Annotated in this window: 19 protein-coding genes; 10 read left to right on the top strand and 9 right to left on the bottom strand. The window is 65.7% G+C overall.

Annotated elements, in window-relative coordinates; genetic code table 11:
- Positions 1–111: 111 nt before the first annotated feature.
- On the bottom strand, positions 112–822 hold the full coding sequence (locus CSW57_RS03440) for a guanylate cyclase (protein WP_099382014.1): 711 nt from the start codon (positions 820–822) through the stop codon (positions 112–114).
- A gap of 86 nt (positions 823–908) precedes the next feature.
- Here CSW57_RS03440 and CSW57_RS24390 point away from each other — a divergent pair, with 86 nt between their 5' ends.
- The gene (locus CSW57_RS24390; RefSeq protein ID WP_099381444.1) at positions 909–1,079 is read left to right on the top strand and encodes a hypothetical protein; all 171 of its coding nucleotides are present in this window, start codon (positions 909–911) and stop codon (positions 1,077–1,079) included.
- 18 nt (positions 1,080–1,097) lie between these two features.
- Here the strand turns inward: CSW57_RS24390 and CSW57_RS03430 are convergent, their stop codons facing one another.
- Positions 1,098–1,565: an SRPBCC family protein gene (locus CSW57_RS03430; RefSeq protein ID WP_099381443.1), complete on the bottom strand. Its 468-nt coding sequence runs from the start codon at positions 1,563–1,565 to the stop codon at positions 1,098–1,100.
- A gap of 49 nt (positions 1,566–1,614) precedes the next feature.
- Positions 1,615–2,496, bottom strand: a complete 882-nt coding sequence (locus tag CSW57_RS03425; protein ID WP_099381442.1) for an SDR family NAD(P)-dependent oxidoreductase — start codon at positions 2,494–2,496, stop codon at positions 1,615–1,617.
- A 90-nt stretch (positions 2,497–2,586) separates the two neighbouring features.
- Between CSW57_RS03425 and CSW57_RS03420 the strand changes: the two genes are divergently transcribed.
- Together CSW57_RS03420 and CSW57_RS03415 are read left to right on the top strand one after the other, a co-directional pair.
- Positions 2,587–3,234, top strand: a complete 648-nt coding sequence (locus CSW57_RS03420; RefSeq protein WP_099381441.1) for an NUDIX hydrolase — start codon at positions 2,587–2,589, stop codon at positions 3,232–3,234.
- Between the two features lie 76 nt (positions 3,235–3,310).
- Positions 3,311–4,339 (top strand): iron-containing redox enzyme family protein, encoded by a 1,029-nt coding sequence (locus CSW57_RS03415; protein ID WP_099381440.1) that lies wholly within the window; start codon positions 3,311–3,313, stop codon positions 4,337–4,339.
- On the opposite strand, the gene CSW57_RS03410 is transcribed toward CSW57_RS03415, so the two are convergent.
- A complete protein-coding gene (locus CSW57_RS03410) occupies positions 4,340–4,591 on the bottom strand; it encodes a CDGSH iron-sulfur domain-containing protein (RefSeq protein ID WP_099381439.1) in 252 nt (83 codons plus the stop codon).
- Positions 4,588–5,304, bottom strand: a complete 717-nt coding sequence (locus tag CSW57_RS03405; protein WP_099382013.1) for a HemK2/MTQ2 family protein methyltransferase — start codon at positions 5,302–5,304, stop codon at positions 4,588–4,590. The genes CSW57_RS03410 and CSW57_RS03405 overlap by 4 nt, the downstream gene beginning before the upstream one ends.
- Before the next feature lie 311 nt (positions 5,305–5,615).
- On the opposite strand from CSW57_RS03405, the gene CSW57_RS03400 reads away from it, so the two are divergent.
- From CSW57_RS03400 to CSW57_RS03380, 5 genes are all read left to right on the top strand, one after another.
- Positions 5,616–6,299, top strand: coding sequence for a phosphodiesterase (locus CSW57_RS03400; RefSeq protein WP_099381438.1), 684 nt, complete (start codon positions 5,616–5,618; stop codon positions 6,297–6,299).
- Between the two features lie 44 nt (positions 6,300–6,343).
- On the top strand, positions 6,344–7,819 hold the full coding sequence (locus CSW57_RS03395) for an NCS2 family permease (RefSeq protein ID WP_099381437.1): 1,476 nt from the start codon (positions 6,344–6,346) through the stop codon (positions 7,817–7,819).
- Positions 7,820–7,885: 66 nt separating this feature from the next.
- A complete protein-coding gene (locus CSW57_RS03390; RefSeq protein WP_099382012.1) occupies positions 7,886–9,124 on the top strand; it encodes an MFS transporter in 1,239 nt (412 codons plus the stop codon).
- Between the two features lie 59 nt (positions 9,125–9,183).
- Positions 9,184–10,104 (top strand): alpha/beta fold hydrolase, encoded by a 921-nt coding sequence (locus CSW57_RS03385; RefSeq protein ID WP_030173866.1) that lies wholly within the window; start codon positions 9,184–9,186, stop codon positions 10,102–10,104.
- Between the two features lie 59 nt (positions 10,105–10,163).
- A complete protein-coding gene (locus tag CSW57_RS03380) occupies positions 10,164–10,355 on the top strand; it encodes a hypothetical protein (protein WP_099381436.1) in 192 nt (63 codons plus the stop codon).
- 17 nt (positions 10,356–10,372) lie between these two features.
- On the opposite strand, the gene CSW57_RS03375 is transcribed toward CSW57_RS03380, so the two are convergent.
- The 4 genes from CSW57_RS03375 to CSW57_RS03360 form a co-directional block, all read right to left on the bottom strand.
- Positions 10,373–11,014, bottom strand: coding sequence for a DUF305 domain-containing protein (locus tag CSW57_RS03375; RefSeq protein WP_099381435.1), 642 nt, complete (start codon positions 11,012–11,014; stop codon positions 10,373–10,375).
- Positions 11,011–12,498 (bottom strand): hypothetical protein, encoded by a 1,488-nt coding sequence (locus CSW57_RS03370; protein ID WP_223249081.1) that lies wholly within the window; start codon positions 12,496–12,498, stop codon positions 11,011–11,013. The genes CSW57_RS03375 and CSW57_RS03370 overlap by 4 nt, the downstream gene beginning before the upstream one ends.
- Before the next feature lie 163 nt (positions 12,499–12,661).
- The gene (locus CSW57_RS03365; RefSeq protein WP_099381433.1) at positions 12,662–13,477 is read right to left on the bottom strand and encodes a hypothetical protein; all 816 of its coding nucleotides are present in this window, start codon (positions 13,475–13,477) and stop codon (positions 12,662–12,664) included.
- Positions 13,474–15,474 carry a serine/threonine-protein kinase gene (locus CSW57_RS03360; RefSeq protein ID WP_099381432.1) on the bottom strand — a complete coding sequence of 667 codons (2,001 nt, stop codon included), beginning with the start codon at positions 15,472–15,474 and terminating at the stop codon, positions 13,474–13,476. Before CSW57_RS03360 ends, CSW57_RS03365 begins: the two co-directional genes overlap by 4 nt.
- A 156-nt stretch (positions 15,475–15,630) precedes the next feature.
- Here CSW57_RS03360 and CSW57_RS03355 point away from each other — a divergent pair, with 156 nt between their 5' ends.
- Both CSW57_RS03355 and CSW57_RS03350 read left to right on the top strand, forming a co-directional pair.
- The gene (locus tag CSW57_RS03355; protein WP_099381431.1) at positions 15,631–16,101 is read left to right on the top strand and encodes a hypothetical protein; all 471 of its coding nucleotides are present in this window, start codon (positions 15,631–15,633) and stop codon (positions 16,099–16,101) included.
- Complete coding sequence (locus tag CSW57_RS03350; RefSeq protein WP_099381430.1) at positions 16,101–16,601, top strand: nuclear transport factor 2 family protein; 501 nt, start codon at positions 16,101–16,103, stop codon at positions 16,599–16,601. The genes CSW57_RS03355 and CSW57_RS03350 overlap by 1 nt, the downstream gene beginning before the upstream one ends.
- The last annotated feature ends 56 nt before the right edge of the window (positions 16,602–16,657 follow it).

Here is a 16,657-nt window from a genome sequence, read left to right as displayed (position 1 = left end):
CCCTCCCCGAAAAAGACGTAACCGCATTGTTCCTGATTTACCAGGATTGCGTATGGCGAAACTCCGACCGGATGCGGTGGCCTGATGCTCCGGAGGTCGGCCCCGCCAACGCTATCGACCAGGTGGCAGGTGCAACTCCACGGCGATTTCGGCACCGAGTGCATAACCGGGGGCCAACGGCAGCGAGTCACCGCTCCAGAACCGGCCGGGGTCGAACCAATTCGGTGCTTTCTCGGTGGCCAGCAAACCCATCTCCTCATAGGTCAGCGCGACCACTTCGGCGCAATACGCCGACTCCAGCCCCACCTTCGACTGCTTCTTCTCCCGACGAGCAGCACGCCGTCGATCGGCCGAACTCCGCACCTTGTCGTCGAGCACCGGTACGCCCCGAGTGACGTCACTCATCGTCGGAACGCGCCCCTTGAACCATCGGCCGGCGAGCCGGGCAGTCGTCGGGAACGCGGTGCCGTCCATTCGAGCGATCACCTTGAGCAGCAGATCTTCTTGTTCCCGGGCCGCATACGGCGTCAGCTGGCGGACCCAGCATCGCTGACCGTATCGCTCCATCCACTGCTCGGCGGCTTCACGGGCGTCGTTGAGCTGCACGCCTCGGTGGTTGGTCCCGGTCCACATGTCGATGAGTTTGTTGCCCAACTCGGCGTGCCACATCAACGGCGGCAGGTCGTCGAGTGCGACCGCCATCGCCACATGATTCACCGGGCTGTTGGTGAGGGTCTGGATGGCGCGGTCGGGACCCGATCGCCCTCGAAAGAGCCACACGTCCCCGGTCCGGGTGGAGTCGAGCGCCTCGTCGAGCGAGATGGCCGCAGGCCGCTGGGAATGCACACGCAGAGCCTAAACGCGCGACGTCGACCCCCGCAGCATCACGGCGCCGGTACGCTCGACCGGTGCGCAATGCCTGGAAATGGATCGGTTTGGCCGGCGTCGTAGGTGTCGCCGCGAGCGGAGTTCTCGTGCGACGGGACGTTCGCCAGCGCAGCGCCTATACCGCCGACGACATCCGGGCCCGCCTGCACCAGCGATACCAGGAAGCCGAGAGCACCGCCCCGGACCGGTGACCTCGCCTGCCGTGCCGGTCAGGCGAAGCGGGCAGCGAGGGCTTCGAGCGTGCCGGTGATGCCGGAACCGTTCTTCTTCTCGAACCCGAACACCTCGAGCATCTTGGGCGACTTCGCACTGCTGTAGTCGAACGTCTCGGTGACCTGTGTGGTGTCCGGGCCGAGCGACGTGAACTCCCACCGCCACTTGTGGCCCAGCGGATGCTGCCACTCCACCAACTTGTCGTCCTCGAAGCCGGTCACGGTCGAGGTGATCTTGTAGGGAAGTCCGTACTGTTTCATCCCGACACTGAACTTCGCGCCCGGGCTCAGCCGGTCGGGCCCTTTGACGGGGGTGTCGCGGACCGTGCCCGACCCGTCGAGTTCGGGGTGCCGGTGAGGGTTGGCGACCAGCGCGAACACCTCGGAGACGGGCGCCTTCACCACCACCTGCCGGGCGATCTTGCGGGGGCCTGAATCGATTGTTGTCACAGTTGCATCTGCCATGGCGCCAACGTACGCCGCGACCGCGGGTCGATGCGCGTCGAACGCATTCTCAGAGCGCGTATTTCGTCCCGGTCTCACGTTCGGCGGCGCGCCACAGTTCGCCCGCCAGGTCGTAGTCGCAGGCAGTGGCCGACCGCCCGGACAGAACTGGCGACCCTTTCAGCGCCCAGAGCCCGTCCATCCCCACGTAGCTGCCTGGCGGAATCGGTTCGGTCAGGCAGTAGAGCGTGGACGCTGCGCCGGCATCGATGTCGTTGGCGACGAGGGTCGCTGCGGCCTTCACCACCTTGTGTACCGGACCCAGTCGGGGCTTGTTCGAGATGTTGGACGCCACCCAACCAGGCTGACTGAGCATCGCCGTGGTGGGAGAACCACTGTGGCGCAACCTCTTGTCGAGTTCGAGGCCCCACAACATCACGGCCAGCTTGGACCGGGCATAAGCGCGGGGCGGCGACCACCGTGCGCTCCGAAGATGCAGGTCGTCGGGGTCGATGGTCGCCGATCGGTGAGCATCGGAGGCCACCAGGACGATCCGTTCACGAATCTGCGGCAGCAGCAGGTTGGTCAGGGCGAACGGTCCGAGGAAGTTGGTGCCGATGGCGGTCTCGAATCCGTCGCCGGTGTCAGCGCGTGTCGTCGGGACCATCCCCGCGTTGTTGATCAGGACGTCGATCGGCCCGTCGAGGTTCGCCGCGGCGTCGCGCACCGAAGAGAGGTCGGCGAGATCGAGTCGGACCACCTCGGTGTCGCCGCCGATCTCCACCGCGCGTCTGGCACCGAGTTCGGGATCACGGACCGCCAGGACCACACGCGCCCCGGCACCCGCGAGTGCTCGGGCGGTGGCGAATCCGACCCCGTTCGTCGCCCCGGTGACCACCACTCGTTTGCCCTTCACGACACCGAGCCGGTCGGGTAGCCACTGTGTTGCCATGGCATCGACCGTATCTCGCAGGACCACCGGCGGGCTCGGTTTGGTCCCTGCGCCGACACACCGGGCCGACCGATACGGCACAGTGAATCCATGAGCGTGAACAACACGGGGGGCGCCGGCGACCTCGGACGGAGCCCGGACAGGGTCCGGCAGACGATCGTCGACCGTCTCGATGGTTTCGACCACGCCACCGCCGACCTCACCGAAGGCGTCCGGGCCGCCGCTGTTGCGATCGCGGTGACCAGTCGCGACGGTGAGTACGGCATCTGGCTGACCAAACGTCCTTCGCGGATGCGCGAACACCCCAGCCAGTTCGCGCTCCCCGGAGGGCGTCTCGAGGCCGGCGAAACCCACGCCGATGCAGCGTTACGGGAGATGCACGAAGAGCTCGGTGTCCACGTCGATCAGACGCAGGTACTGGGCCGCCTGGACGACTACGCCACCCGATCCGGGTACGTGATGACCCCCATAGTGTGCTGGGCCGGGCCCGACCGCGAGACCGATCCGAACCCGGGCGAAGTGGCCCAACTGTTCTTCATCCCGATGTCCGACCTGATGGTGACACCCCGATTCGTCAGCATCCCGGAGTCCGACAAGCCGGTCATCCAGCTCCCGCTGGTGGGATCGCTGGTGCACGCACCCACGGCCGCTGTGATCTACCAGTTCGCCGAAGTCGTGTTGGCAGGACGCCACACCCGGGTCGACGGGTTCGAGCAGCCGGTGTTCGCATGGCGTTGATCCGGGTGCCCAGAACCTGCTGTACCCCTCGTCACCATGAGGTTTCCGCACAAGACCGAAAGGGTAGGCGAACACCGTGACCGCACCGCTGAAGACTTCATCGTCCAGTTCGATCATCCGGGACCTGCCGAAGCCTGCCGGCCCTCTCTCGGCGGCGGTCGTCTCGGCGTTGTCCCGCGATCCCGAAACATCCACGTCGCTGCTCTCACTCGACGAGTCCGCCTACGACACCGAACCGTACGGTCGTGATCTCCAGCTGGCGTTGTACGTCTGCTACGAACTGCATTACCGCGGGTTCATCGGCGTCGACGACGCCTGGGAATGGAACCCCGAACTCCTCCGGCTGCGCGGCCGCCTGGAGAAGAAGTTCATGAACGCACTGCGTGCCGACGTGGAGCCGGGTGACAACGCCACCGCAGAGATCGAAGCGCTCTCCATCGAGACCCCGGATGGCAGCGGACCTTCGTACTACCTGTGCGACGTCGGGACGTGGCATCAGCTGCAGGAGTACTTCGTACACCGCTCGGTGTACCACCTGAAAGAAGCCGATCCTCATGCATGGGCGATCCCCCGCCTGACGGGCCAGGCCAAAGCGTCCTTTGTGGCCGTCGAGTTCGACGAGTTCGGTGGGGGTCGCGGCGAGAACGTCCACCAGCAGCTGTACGCCGACCTGCTCGATGCCGCCGGCCTCGACTCCGACTACCTCACTTACCTGGAGATCGTCCCCGGCGAATCCCTGGCGCTGGTCAACCTGATGTCGATGCTCGGACTGCACCGATCGTTGCGGGGCGCGGTGGTCGGGCATTTCGCGGCCACCGAGATCACGTCCTCGCCCGGTTCACGCCGGCTGGCGCAGGCCCTCGAGCGTCTCGACGCCCCAGACGAGTGCATCCGGTTCTACCGCGAACACGTCGAGGCCGACGCCGTGCACGAGCAGGTGCTGCGCCACGAGGTGGTGGGTGACCTGCTGGCACGGGAGCCCGAACTCGAATCCGACGTGGTCTTCGGAATCCGCGCGTTCGACTTCCTCGAGGTGAAACTCGCAGCGCTGCTGATGAAGAGCTGGACCGAAGGGAAGTGCTCGCTGCTCGAACCGGTCAGCTGATCAGATCCGGTCTTCGCGGCGCAGGATCTTCTTGCGGCCACGATGACTGGTGTCGCACAGCGGGTAGGTCTTGCTGCGCTTGCAAGCGCACAGAGCGACCATGAACCGATCGGAGTCGACGGTGCTGCCGTCGGGCATCTCGATGCTCACCGGTCCTTGAACCATGATGGGGCCTCCCTGCACCACCCGGATCACCCGGCGATCGCCGCCTCTTCCCCTGTCGGGGACGGTTCCCTTGTCAGGAACTGTCATCGTCCACCGGCGGCCTTGTGCGCACGGATGACCACGAGTTCCTCTTCGCGGCAGCCGGGTTCGAGCATGCCCAGGGACTCGAGCCAACGAGCATTCTGCATCAGCACCGGCCCAAACGGAATGCGTTCGCGGGCAACGACGTCGGCGTTGAGACCACCTGCACGCAACTCGACGAGCGAGCTCTCTGTGTCGGCGAACTCCGACTGGACGATCATGATCGTGCCGTCGTCGGCAAGCAGTTCGGGGGCCGCGACGCACAGCGGGTCGAGCAGTGTGCGGCCATCGCGGCCACCGTGCCATGAGTGTGTCAGTCCCACAGTGGCTGTCGACAGGCGATCGGCGGGCACGTAGGGCGGGTTGGAGACCACGAGGTCGAATGGACCGGCTTCCAGGGCCTCCTCCAGCGAACCGAGCCGTGCATCGACAACAAGTCCCTGTGCCTCCGCGTTGTCGAGCGTGCACTGCACAGCCTTGGGCGAGATGTCGTAGGCGACGACTTCAGCGGCACCGATCCGCGCGGCCGCCACAGCGAGCACACCACTCCCAGTGCACAGATCGAGCACTCGCCGCCCCTGCACCATTCCGAGACCGGCCATGACCGCAAGCAGCAGTCGCGAGTCCTCTTGCGGCTTGTACACGCCGTTCGGCACCTCGATGGCCTCCAAGGCAGCCAAGGCCTCGTCGACAGGGTCCGACACGTAGTTGTCGAGCATCGGGACACCCCGAACCGGCAGCATTGTCATGTTGTGGGCCTTTGCGGTCTCGAGGCCGCCGACGCTGATCGCCGTGGCCGCCATTGGGTTCCTTATGCCCCCTATAACTGGGCGGTAAACACACCGTGCGCTTTGAGGTCCGAGCATATTGCCCCGAACGGTTCGACAGTCCCGTTCCGGAATGACCCGCCGAGCGTGGAGAGTTTGCCCGTGTCGGCAGTCGGGTACCTGCCCTGGGACAACGCCACCTCCTACGAGTGATGCCATCTCCTACAAGTGATGCCATCTCCTACGAGTGATGAAGGAGCGCGATGAGAGTCGCCGACATAGCCGGCCTTCCCATACAGGCGGGGGCCGCTCTCCGGGGTGCTCGCCTCTTCCATCCCGACGGTGTGCTCGCGAAAGGCACCCTGACCAGAACGGCCGCCGACGGGGTCGGTTTGCCGATGGCCGACTGCGACGTGGTGGCCAGGGTGTCCAAAGGTGTCGGTATGCCCGGAACGGTCCCCGATGTGCTGGGCCTCGCCATCCGGATGCCGCCGCACCCAGGCGACCACTCGCCGTGGGACGTGCTGCTCGCCGGAGCCGCGGGCACGAATGTGATCGCCAGGACCATCCCCTTTCCCGCCCGCGCCCTCGGCAACGCAGTCCTCTCGTCACTGCAGCCGCTGCACCACGACGGCGGGAGTTGGTGGCTTCGGGCACGCGTGACGCCGGAAACACCGCAGGCCAGTGTCTCCGTGGAGAACCTCCGCACGCAGATCGACGGTGCCGGTCTGGTCTTCGACATCGAGCAGGCCCACGGCACGGGCCCTTTCGAGCCGCTCGCCCGTGTGACGCTCTCCGAATCTGTCGACGAGGCCGACTACCCCAACATCGGTTTCGATCCGACGGTGAACACCACCAGAGACGTTGATCCCGAACCGAACTGGTTATCAGGTACCCGTAAGCTCGCCTATCGTTACAGCCGCAAGGGGCGTGCCGCCGAAGGGTGAGGTGAGCACGGCCGTCTGGTCGAGTCGCGAAGGGGCCGAAGATCATGTCGTTGGACCAGGAGAAGACCGGCACCTCGGAACACCGCCTCCCTGCGCTCGACCGCTTCTTCAAGATCACCGAGCGCAACTCGACTCTCTCGCGAGAGATACGCGGCGGCCTTGTCACCTTCTTCACGATGGCCTACATCGTGGTGCTCAACCCGATCATCATCGGCGGGGTGCCAGGCAACTCCAAGAACACAGATGTTCTCGGTGACGTCCTGCCCCTCGCCCAGGTTGCGGCCGTCACCGCGTTGGTCGCCGGCATCATGTCTGTCGTCTTCGGCCTGGTGGCGAACTATCCCTTCGCGATCGCAGCCGGCCTGGGCATCAACAGCTTGCTGGCTGTGTCGATCGCACCGCAGGTCACCTGGGCCGAGGCGATGGGGCTCGTCGTCATCGACGGCATCATCATCGTCGCGCTGGCGGTCACCGGGTTCCGGACCGCTGTGTTCCGGGCCGTCCCTTCAGAACTGAAGGCCGCGATCGCTGCAGGCATCGGGTGTTTCATCGCCTTCATCGGCCTGGTGGATGCCGGGTTCGTCAAACGCATCCCCGATGCGGCGGGCACGACCGTGCCGGTGAGTCTGGGTATCGACAACTCCGTGGCCACCTGGCCGACCCTGATCTTCGTCTTCGGGGTGCTGCTCATGGGCGTCCTGGTGGTGCGCAAGGTGCGGGGCGGTCTGCTCATCGGCATCGTGATCACCACTGCTGTCGCGATGATCGTGCAAACTTTCGCCGACCTGGGGCCCTCGATAACCGACACCAAGGGCTGGAATCTGAACGTGCCCGACTGGCCGTCATCCGTCGGCGGAATGCCGGACCTCGACCTCGTGGGCGACGTCGACCTGTTCGGCGCGTTCACCCGCATCGGCGTGCTCTCGGCGTCGGTTCTGGTGTTCGCACTGGTGCTCTCGAACTTCTTCGACGCCATGGGCACGATGACCGGCCTCGGCAAAGAGGCCGAACTCGCGGACAAGGACGGCAATTTGCCCGGCATCGGCAAGGCCCTTGTGGTCGAGGGCGCCGGGGCCATCGCCGGCGGCGCGGGGTCGGCATCATCGAACACCGTGTTCGTCGAATCTGCGTCGGGCATCGCCGAAGGCGCCAGGACCGGTTTGGCAAACGTCGTGACCGGGGTCCTGTTCCTCGTCGCCATGTTCTTCACACCGCTGTACTCGGTGGTACCGCTCGAGGCCGCCGCACCCGCCCTGGTGGTGGTGGGCGCGTTGATGATCGCGCAGATCCGCACCGTCGACCTCACCCGGTTCGACTACGCGCTGCCCTGCTTCCTCACCATCGTGGTGATGCCCTTCACCTACTCGATCGCCAACGGCATCGGCGTCGGCTTCATCACCTGGGTTGTGCTCGCGTCGGCGCGGGGCAAGATCCGGTCGATCCACCCCTTGCTCTGGCTGGTGGCCGCTCTGTTCGCCCTGTATTTCGCCAAGGAACCCATCGAAGCGCTCATCGGGTAGCTCGCTGCCGGTCCGCGTGGCCGAATAGTTGGCAGCGGTAAACTATTTCCGATGCAACTCCCGGTGATGTTCTCGTCTCTCGGGGTACGCAACTACCGTCTCTGGGCCGGTGGGCAGGTGGTCTCGCTCGTCGGGACCTGGATGCAGCGCATCGCGCAGGACTGGCTGGTACTTGAACTGTCCGGAGGCAGCGGCGTTGCGGTCGGCATCGTCATGGCCTTGCAGTTCGGCCCCACGGCCATCGTGTCGCTTCCCGCCGGGGCGCTGGCCGACCGGTTCGACAAACGCAAACTCCTCATCGCCACCCAGACCACCATCGCGTTGTGTGCCCTGATCCTCGGAGTGCTCGATGTGGCGGGGATGGCAACTCTGGCCTGGGTATACATCCTCTCGTTCGCCTTGGGGTGTGTCTCGGCGATCGATGCGCCGATCCGGCAGTCGTTCACCATCGAGATGGTGGGCGCAGAGCAGTTGCCCAACGCCGTGGCACTCAACTCGCTGACGTTCAACCTCGCCCGGATCATCGGACCTGCCGTGGCCGGGCTCTTGATCACCTTGGTGGAAACCGGCCCGGTCTTCCTCATCAATGCGGTCACCTCACTGGCGGTGTTGGCCGGATTGTTCGCGATGCGCACCTCGGAGCTGATCCGCTCCGCCCGTGCCACCACGGATCGTTCGATCCGCAGTGGGGTGCGCTATGTCCGCCGCAACCGCCACCTCGTCGTGGTCCTCGCGACGGTGTTCGTCGTCTCCACCTTCGGCCTGAACTTCCCACTCTCGCTTGCGCTCTTGACCGCGAACACTTTCGAGGGAACTGCAGGCGGTTACGGCCTGCTGTCCACAATGCTGGCCGTGGGCACACTCAGCGGAGCACTGGTGGCAGCCCGCCGGACGAAACCGGCACGGCTACGGCACTTTCTGGCCGGCGCACTCGCGTTCGGTGTCTTCGAGGTGGTCGTCGGAGTGATGCCGACCTTCTGGTTGGTTGCAGTGGTCCTCATCCCGGTCGGTGTCGCCAACATCATGTTCACCACCTCGGCGATGAACATCATGCAGCTGTCGGTCGATTCGCAGATGCGCGGCCGGGTGATGGGCATCTACATGCTCTGCTTCCTCGGCGGCACGCCGATCGGCAGTCCCTTGCTTGGCTGGCTCGCCCAGGTGACCGATCCGCGTGCACCACTGATCGTCGGTGGTGCGATCAGCGCGATCGCCGTGGTGGGGTGCGGACTGCTGCTGATGCGCGCCGGTCACATGCGGCCTTCGCTCGACCACGGCCGGGTGGTGATGTCCTCCCACGAGTGAGGCAGGCGTTCCACCAGCGAATTGCACACACGGCCGTCGTTCGGTGCCATTCTGGATGGATGATCGACATCGAACGACCCAAGATCGAAGGCTCCGTGGCGGTCGGTGAGGGACGCCGGATCGGGTTCGCAGAGTTCGGTTCCGCGACCGGCCGAGCTGTGTTCTGGCTCCACGGCACGCCTGGTGCCAGGCGGCAGATCCCGATCGAGGTCCGCGATCTCGGCGAAGCGGAGAACATCCGGATCATCGGTCTCGACCGGCCCGGAGTCGGGTCTTCGACCCCGTACAGCTACCCCAACGTGCTCGCCTTCGCCGACGATCTCGCCACCGTCGCCGACACCCTCGGCGTGGACGAGTTCGCGGTCATCGGTCTCTCCGGCGGAGGCCCCTACGCGCTGGGCGTGGCCCATGCGATGCCCGACCGAGTGGTCGTCGCCGGCGTACTCGGCGGCGTGGCACCCGCCGTCGGGCCCGACGCTATCGGTGGGGGCGCCATGGAACTGGGCAAGTTCCTCGCACCCCTGCTGCAGACGGCCGGGGCTCCGATCGGGCGGGTCGTCAGTTCGGTCGTGCGAGTGGCACGACCGGTTGCCGGGCCGGCCATCGGTCTCTACGGACGACTGTCCCCCGCTGCCGACCGCGAACTGCTCCAGCGCCCCGAGTTCAAAGCGATGTTCCTCGACGATCTCCTCAACGGCGGACGCCGCCAGATGGAGGCCCCGTTCGCCGATGTTGTTGTCTTCGCCCGCGATTGGGGATTCTCGGTCGGCGACGTGACCGTCCCGGTGCGCTGGTGGCACGGCGACCACGACCACATCATTCCGCACAAGCACGGCGAACACGTGGTCCATCTGCTGCCCGACGCCAAGATGTTCACCATGCCCGGTGAGAGCCATCTGGGCGGTCTGGGCCTGGCGGTCGACATCCTCGGTGAGCTGATGGCGGTCTGGGATTCGGAGACCGCGCTCGACAAACGGTGAACGACGTAGGGTGGTCTCTGGCGCCGACGGGGCGTCCGCGAGCGGAACAGGAGTGCCGAATGTCCGACTGGGTGCACAAGATCAAACAAGAAGCCAAGGAGTTGAGGGCGTCCGCGGAGCAGGAGTTCACCGTCCTCGAGGGCGTCGACGGAGTGGACCCGATGGATCGCCGCGCCGGTGACCCCGAAGCCCACGCAGCGGAGAACGCGGCACCCGCCGGCGAGTCCGAAGGCGCACCGACACCGGAGTGATCGGGCACCCGCCGCGCTCACACCGGGTACGGCAGGGTGTCACCACCTCTCTGGTCGAGCATCACCGTCATCACCGATATCTCGTCCGACTGCGACTTCACCATCCCGACCGCCGCTCGCCGGATGGCGGGTTCCCCGGCCGTCCGGGCCGCTTCGGCGGCCATCTCGACCGCACCCTGATGGTGCCGAATCATCAACTGCAGGAACAGTATCTCGCTCTGCACACCGTCCGCCGACGACAACCGGGTCAGTTCGTCGCCACTGGCCATCCCCGGCATCGTCGACACACCCGCAGCGTGCCGATGGCCACCCGCTTCCATCCAGCTCATCGGACGCCCCGCCTGCAGCGGCGCGTCGAGCATCTGTAGCCAGCCCTGCATCTGCCCGATCTCGCGCCACTGCGCCTGCTCGATCTGGGCCGCGAGCGCCCGGACATCCGGCTGCGCTGTGTGCGCCAGTAGGTCGCACATAAGGAGAGCCTGCTGGTGATGTGCGGACATGTCTTGTGCAAAGCCCACGTCCACGGCGGTCGCCGAATCACCGGCCGCCATCGACTCCGGACCTCCGCGGTGAATCATCAACCCGGCACCCAGCCCGACGACCAAGGCTACGACAACCGCGATGATCAGCCACAACCGTTGGCCGACAATTGTTTTCATGGGACCGGGTACACCGCCGGATCGAGCGCCAGCGCCATGAACCCGTTGTCCATGCAGGTCACCCAGAGCTGATCGCCGTGGAACTCCGGCGGTGACAGACACCAGTCGGCCGAGAGGTCGCCGCCGACGAGACGACTCTGATCGTTGATGATCCCGTCCACGGGGCTGTCGCCCTGCAGCACCGCCCGGGCGACCGCCAGCGTGCCGATGATCGGCGGAGCCGCGATGGAGCCGAGCAGGGCGTGCAGAGAGTTGCTCAACTGCCAGTTCTTGCCCGTCTGCGCGGGCGGGTTGAAGTACGCGATCTCCGCGAAGTGGTCGGGGTCGCTGATGTCGAACACCCGGACGCCCGACTGGATCCACCCGCATGCCATCGCGGTCGGGTCGACCGGACGATCCACCGAGCAGTAGTGGGCGTCGTACCCGAACGCGCCGTTGGCCGTGGTGCTCTGGGCCCACCTGTTGGCGTTCTCCGGCAGGTTGATCGCCAATTTGACGGCGTTGCGCTGCTGAAGATTCGTCGAGCGCGCGGCGTCGAACAACTTGACGCCACCCGAACCGCCCTCGTCGACGCTGAAGACGTGCGGCTGTCCGTCGTAGGTGACGTAGATGCTGTGTTGCGTGATCTGACCATCGGCCCAGAGCTTTTCACCGACGTGCGGCATGAGGTCGGGCACAATCGTTCTCGGCCTGCGGTTCTGCACCGCCGAGACGTCGATCATCGTCAGTCCCAGAAGATTTGACAGATACATGGTGTTGCCGTCCGGCGAGAACCCGAGACCGTGGGCCTCGACACCCGTGACCCCGGACCACACCACCATCGGATCACGGGGATCGGTGATGTCGATGGCGCTGACGTAACCGGGGGCAATGCCGGTGGCCCAGTACGTGTTCCCGTCAGGTGAGAAGTCGCCCTCGTGGGTGGTGATCGGAATCGGCATCGACAGCTGGGACCCGGCGCCGGTGTTGAGCAGCCGCGGATGCGCGCAGTCGGTGGCGATGTCGTACACCGAGATGTAACCGGCGCCCTCGAGGATGCCCACCCCCGTGCCCACCAGGAGTCCACGTTCCTTGTTGACCTTCAACGACTCCCAGGTGCCGCCCACCATCGCAGGTTCGCTCAGCACATCCGTCATCCGCGGATTGGCCGGGTCGCTCACGTCGATCACCTGCACCCCGGGATTGGGTCCCAAGAAGTTGGTGGGGAAGGAAGAACCCGTGTACGAACAGTGACCGTAGGTGGCACTGACGATGCCGGCACCCTGCCCCTGAAACTGACCGATCAGATCGATGTTGCAGTTGTAACCCTTGGTGCTGCGCCCGGACTTGCGGTCCGCCAGGGGCACCTCACCCTGGATACCGGTCTCGACCTGATCCCCCGGTCGGCAGTCCGCGACGTCCACAGCGGTCGGCCAGACGTCGAGCACGTCGTTGTACCCGGGCGGAGCGGCAGCCGAAGCCGGACTGACCGTGGCCGTTGCCATCGCCAGGACCGCACCGAAGATCACCGCGATCCGGACCGCGCGTTTGTTTCCCGCCGATGCGCCCACAACAAGCCCCCTCCGGCTTCACTGCCGTGCTTCGCGGGAGCGTAACGCCGCTCGGCTGCGACGAGGTGCGCTTTCGGGATTTCTTCTGCGGTGGTGGTCAGCCCACGGGCAAACTGTTCACCGCATCGACGAGCTGGTCGGACGTGGTCGCCTTGTCCACGGCGGAGAGCTCGATGTAGACGTCGGGCATACCGTCGACCGTCAGCGCCATCCATCGCGGCTCGTCCCCGCCGCCACCGCTGACCGCCCGCCCGTTCTGCCACGTTGTGCTGGTCACCCCGTCGAAGCCGCGAATGTCGTCCATCCGGCTCTCGAGTGCCTCGGGTGTGACATAGAAGTCGGTCCACAGGTCGTACTGCTCACCACCGGAGTCCAGGACACAGCGGAAACCCGCCTTGATGAACTGCTCGCCCGATCCGTCGGGCCCGTCACCTTCCTCCGGCGGCACGGCATCCATCCGCGTCTCGCATCGCATGCCGTTGTAGCCCTGCTCGTCGGGCCCCGCCGGTAACAGCTCGGGCAACCGCTGGGCCGACTCCGCATACAGCCCCCACCCGGAGCCCACCTCGACCGACGCCGAAGCGCTCGGTTCGGACACGCGGCCCTTGTCGTCCACCGCCCGCACCCGGTACTCCACCCGGTCGCCGCCTGAAGGAGCCACCGCCGAGATGTCGGTGAACTCGGTGGCCGGGCCCGAGTACACCACCGCCTCACCGCGACTGAGCAGATAGGAATCGGCTCCTGACGCCGACTTCCAACTGACCTTCACCACCGGGCCCTCGGCACTGGCCGTGACCGTCCCCGGACTCGACACCGAACTGCCGGCACCGCGCACGAAGTAGGTGATGGTGAACGAGAGAACCAGCGCCACCACCCCGGCGACCACCAGCAGCGGCCATCCCCAGCGCTTCACAGCGGCAGCCTGTCCAGCAGGGCCACGGCGTCGGCGTCTTTGCCGCTCTCCATGGTGACGCTCAAGTCGTACACCTCACGATCGGTGTCGTCGAAGGCCAGGATCGCGGTACCCGCCCAATCACTGGTCGGGCCGTTGCCCTGATAGAGGGTGCCGTCGGCGCCCTGATCGGTGGTCACCGATGACGTCTTCAAGTTGAGACTGTCCAGATACTCGTCACGGACCTGGCGAGACGGGAACTGCCGCAGCTGCACTGTGTAGGTGGCAGCGGCGTCGCGGCAGAAGATGACGCCCGTCTTCGGGATCTCCGGGTCGACACTGCCCGTGCCGCCCCAGCAGGCTTCTTGCCCGAAGGTGTCGGTGGACAACGGGCTCGGGCCGACGATCTCCCCGAAGGTGGACGCCATCTGTTCAAGACCGTGCCACCGTTGCGCCACCGCGACCTCGTCACTCGCCGGGCTGTCGGACGATTCATCCCGGTCGCCCGATCGCGCCGACACCGTGTACGAGTACGTACCCGGCAACGGCATGGGTTGTGCATACTCGGTTTTGTCCCCGACATAGATGACCGAATCACCCTGCCGCAGAACGTACTCGGACGCGCCGTCCACCGCGGACCAACTGATTTCCACGGACTCAGCGGCCAATTCGACTGCGGGCTTCTGCGGCGCGGCCAGCGCACTGCCGCCGCCGGTGATCAGCATGCCGGCGATCAGACCGACCACCACCGCGAGCACCACCACCGGCCCGGCGAGCACCGCAGGGCGGGTGGACCACGGACCGTTCGGCGTCGGGGCCGCCGCGGATCCAGCACCCGCGTAGGCCGGACGTTGTCCGCTCGACACCATCCCCGGGTATCCCTGGCCCGCCCCCTGATACGGGTTCGATTGATACGGGGACGAGTTCAGGTTCGACGACTGGCCTGATGAATGACCGGGTGACGACTGACCCGGCGAAGAATGCTGGGGAGTGAAGTGCTGCGGTGATGAATGTTGTCCCGGTTGATAGGGATTCGACGGCATGGGCCCGGGCGTCGCGGCCGGGGGGAAGGTAGTGGCAGCTGCTGACCGCGGGGCGTTCGTCTGCGGCGTACCGGGTTTGACCGGGATGGGCACAAAAGCGCTCTGCGCGCGCGTGCTCTGCGGCGCCCCACCGCCTTGCAGCGCCTCCAGTGCGGCATCGGCCAGCTCGCGGGCGCTGTCGAAACGGTCAGCGGGTTTCTTGGCCATCGCCCGTGCGATCACCGAAGCCATCGCCGCGGGGACCGCGGGATTGACGGCGGCCGGGTTCGGTGGCGCGTTGAACATGTGCGCCGCCATCAGGCCTTGACTCGTGGGGGCATCGAAAGGTGCTGTGGCGGTCAGCAACTCGTAGAGCGTGCAGCCCAGCGCGTACACGTCGGCACGGTGGTCGATCTCCTCGCCGCCGATTTGTTCAGGGGCGCTGTACCGCAGCGTGCCCACCGTCATCCCCACCGACGTGAGACTGCTGTCGGTCTCCTGCGCCATCCGCGCGATGCCGAAGTCGGTGAGCTTCACCGCATCCGGGGTCATCGGATCGGCACCTGGCGTGATCAGGATGTTCCCGGGCTTGACGTCGCGGTGCAGCAGCCCCTTGCGGTGCGCGTAGTCCAGTCCGTCGGCGACCTCGGAGATGATCTGCACCGCAAGTCGCGGATGCAGCGGGCCGTCGATCAACATGTGTGCCGCGTCGGTACCCGACACGAACTCCATCGCAATCCACAGCTGACCCTCGTGGGTACCTCGGTCCAGCACGTTCACCAGGTTCGGATGACTGAGTGGGGCGACCAGATCCGCTTCCCGCTCGAACCGAGCCCGGGTGTCGGGGTCACTGCCGTAGGTGTTGTTCAGCAACTTGATGGCATCGGCTCTGGGCAACCGGGGGTGCTGGGCCTTGTACACCTCACCCATCCCGCCGCGGCCGAGCAGCTCCAGAATTTGATAGCCACCGATATAGGAACCGATCGCCACGCTCATCTCATGCCCTTCCAGCTCTCACCCACGGTCGGTGAGCTGAGCAGATAGTAGCCACCACCGGCTGGGGCGGACCAGATCTCGGAGCCCGATTACACCGTCTGACCGATCACGCCAAAACAGCCCGCGTGGCGCTGTTCGGCAAATACGCTCAGCGCCATGAAATCTGACGTTGTCCGGGTACTGGTCTGTGTCGCGGCGGTGGGCGCCGCAGTGTCCACGGGCGTGGGTGCTGCTTCCGCCGCACCCACCGAAACATGCACTGCGGCCGATCGGGTGGCCGGCGCCCAGACCTACCTCGATGCGCTCGTCGACCCCTCGTACGCCTACGACGTCCCCCTTGCCGACAACGTGGTCCGATTCGAGAACGGGCTGCAGACCGGGTTCTCCGGCGATGTGATGAAGGCCGAACTCGCTCTGCATCTCCAATACAGCGGCATCACCTCGCTGGACAACGAACAGTGGTCGGGCCGCGGCGACTCGGTGCGGGTGATCTACGACCTCGCATATGGAGTCGGCGGCCTCAATGTGGCCGATGCCACCGTGGACGAGACCTTCCGGTTCAACGCCGATTGCCTGATCCAGCGCATCGACGCGACCATCACCATCGCCCCCGGTGACGGATTCTGATGGGGCGCTTCAGTCGCGCCGAACTCGAGAGCGAGTTCGCCAGGTTCGAGAAGATGGTCGAGCAGGTTGCCGAAACCCACGACTGGAACCCCTGGGCCGAGCAGTTCACCGACGATGCCGACTACGTCGAACACGCCATGGGCACCTTCAAGGGGCGCGAAGAGATTCGTACCTGGGTGATCAAGACCATGGGCCGATTCCCGGGCAGTCACATGATCGCCTTCCCGGCACTGTGGCATGTGATCGACGAGGAGACCGACCGGGTGATCTGTGAGATCGACAATCCCCTGCGCGACCCCGGCGACGGTTCGTTGTTCACGGCCACCAACATCACGATCCTGACGTATGCGGGCGACGGGCTGTGGTCCAAGGAAGAAGATGTCTACAACCCGCTGGAGTTTGCTCAGGCAGCCAAAGCCTGGTGCCATAAGGCGCAGGAGTTGGGGAACCTGACCGACGAGGCCGGGCGATGGCTCGACACGGTGGGCAAGTACTTCTGAAGGATCACTCGCCACCAATATTGGATTCGAAGTTCAGTTTTTCTGGGCGGATCCGC

Origin of the sequence: Williamsia muralis (assembly GCF_002735905.1) — a bacterium.
Classification (GTDB): Bacteria; Actinomycetota; Actinomycetes; order Mycobacteriales; family Mycobacteriaceae; genus Williamsia; species Williamsia muralis_A.
The sequence above is the reverse complement of the archived record's forward strand: the minus strand, read 5'-3'. Positions and strand labels throughout refer to the sequence as shown.

What these genes read in the sequence shown, in the direction of transcription:
- CSW57_RS03430 (WP_099381443.1), bottom strand. Translation starts at nt 1,565, where the DNA reads ATGGCAGATGCAACTGTGACAACAATCGATTCAGGCCCCCGCAAGATC.
- CSW57_RS03425 (WP_099381442.1), bottom strand. Translation starts at nt 2,496, where the DNA reads ATGGCAACACAGTGGCTACCCGACCGGCTCGGTGTCGTGAAGGGCAAA.
- CSW57_RS03420 (WP_099381441.1), top strand. Translation starts at nt 2,587, where the DNA reads ATGAGCGTGAACAACACGGGGGGCGCCGGCGACCTCGGACGGAGCCCG.
- CSW57_RS03410 (WP_099381439.1), bottom strand. Translation starts at nt 4,591, where the DNA reads ATGACAGTTCCTGACAAGGGAACCGTCCCCGACAGGGGAAGAGGCGGC.
- CSW57_RS03405 (WP_099382013.1), bottom strand. Translation starts at nt 5,304, where the DNA reads ATGCTCGACAACTACGTGTCGGACCCTGTCGACGAGGCCTTGGCTGCC.
- CSW57_RS03400 (WP_099381438.1), top strand. Translation starts at nt 5,616, where the DNA reads ATGAGAGTCGCCGACATAGCCGGCCTTCCCATACAGGCGGGGGCCGCT.
- CSW57_RS03395 (WP_099381437.1), top strand. Translation starts at nt 6,344, where the DNA reads ATGTCGTTGGACCAGGAGAAGACCGGCACCTCGGAACACCGCCTCCCT.
- CSW57_RS03390 (WP_099382012.1), top strand. Translation starts at nt 7,886, where the DNA reads ATGTTCTCGTCTCTCGGGGTACGCAACTACCGTCTCTGGGCCGGTGGG.
- CSW57_RS03385 (WP_030173866.1), top strand. Translation starts at nt 9,184, where the DNA reads ATGATCGACATCGAACGACCCAAGATCGAAGGCTCCGTGGCGGTCGGT.
- CSW57_RS03380 (WP_099381436.1), top strand. Translation starts at nt 10,164, where the DNA reads ATGTCCGACTGGGTGCACAAGATCAAACAAGAAGCCAAGGAGTTGAGG.
- CSW57_RS03375 (WP_099381435.1), bottom strand. Translation starts at nt 11,014, where the DNA reads ATGAAAACAATTGTCGGCCAACGGTTGTGGCTGATCATCGCGGTTGTC.
- CSW57_RS03370 (WP_223249081.1), bottom strand. Translation starts at nt 12,498, where the DNA reads ATGGCAACGGCCACGGTCAGTCCGGCTTCGGCTGCCGCTCCGCCCGGG.
- CSW57_RS03360 (WP_099381432.1), bottom strand. Translation starts at nt 15,474, where the DNA reads ATGAGCGTGGCGATCGGTTCCTATATCGGTGGCTATCAAATTCTGGAG.
- CSW57_RS03355 (WP_099381431.1), top strand. Translation starts at nt 15,631, where the DNA reads ATGAAATCTGACGTTGTCCGGGTACTGGTCTGTGTCGCGGCGGTGGGC.
- CSW57_RS03350 (WP_099381430.1), top strand. Translation starts at nt 16,101, where the DNA reads ATGGGGCGCTTCAGTCGCGCCGAACTCGAGAGCGAGTTCGCCAGGTTC.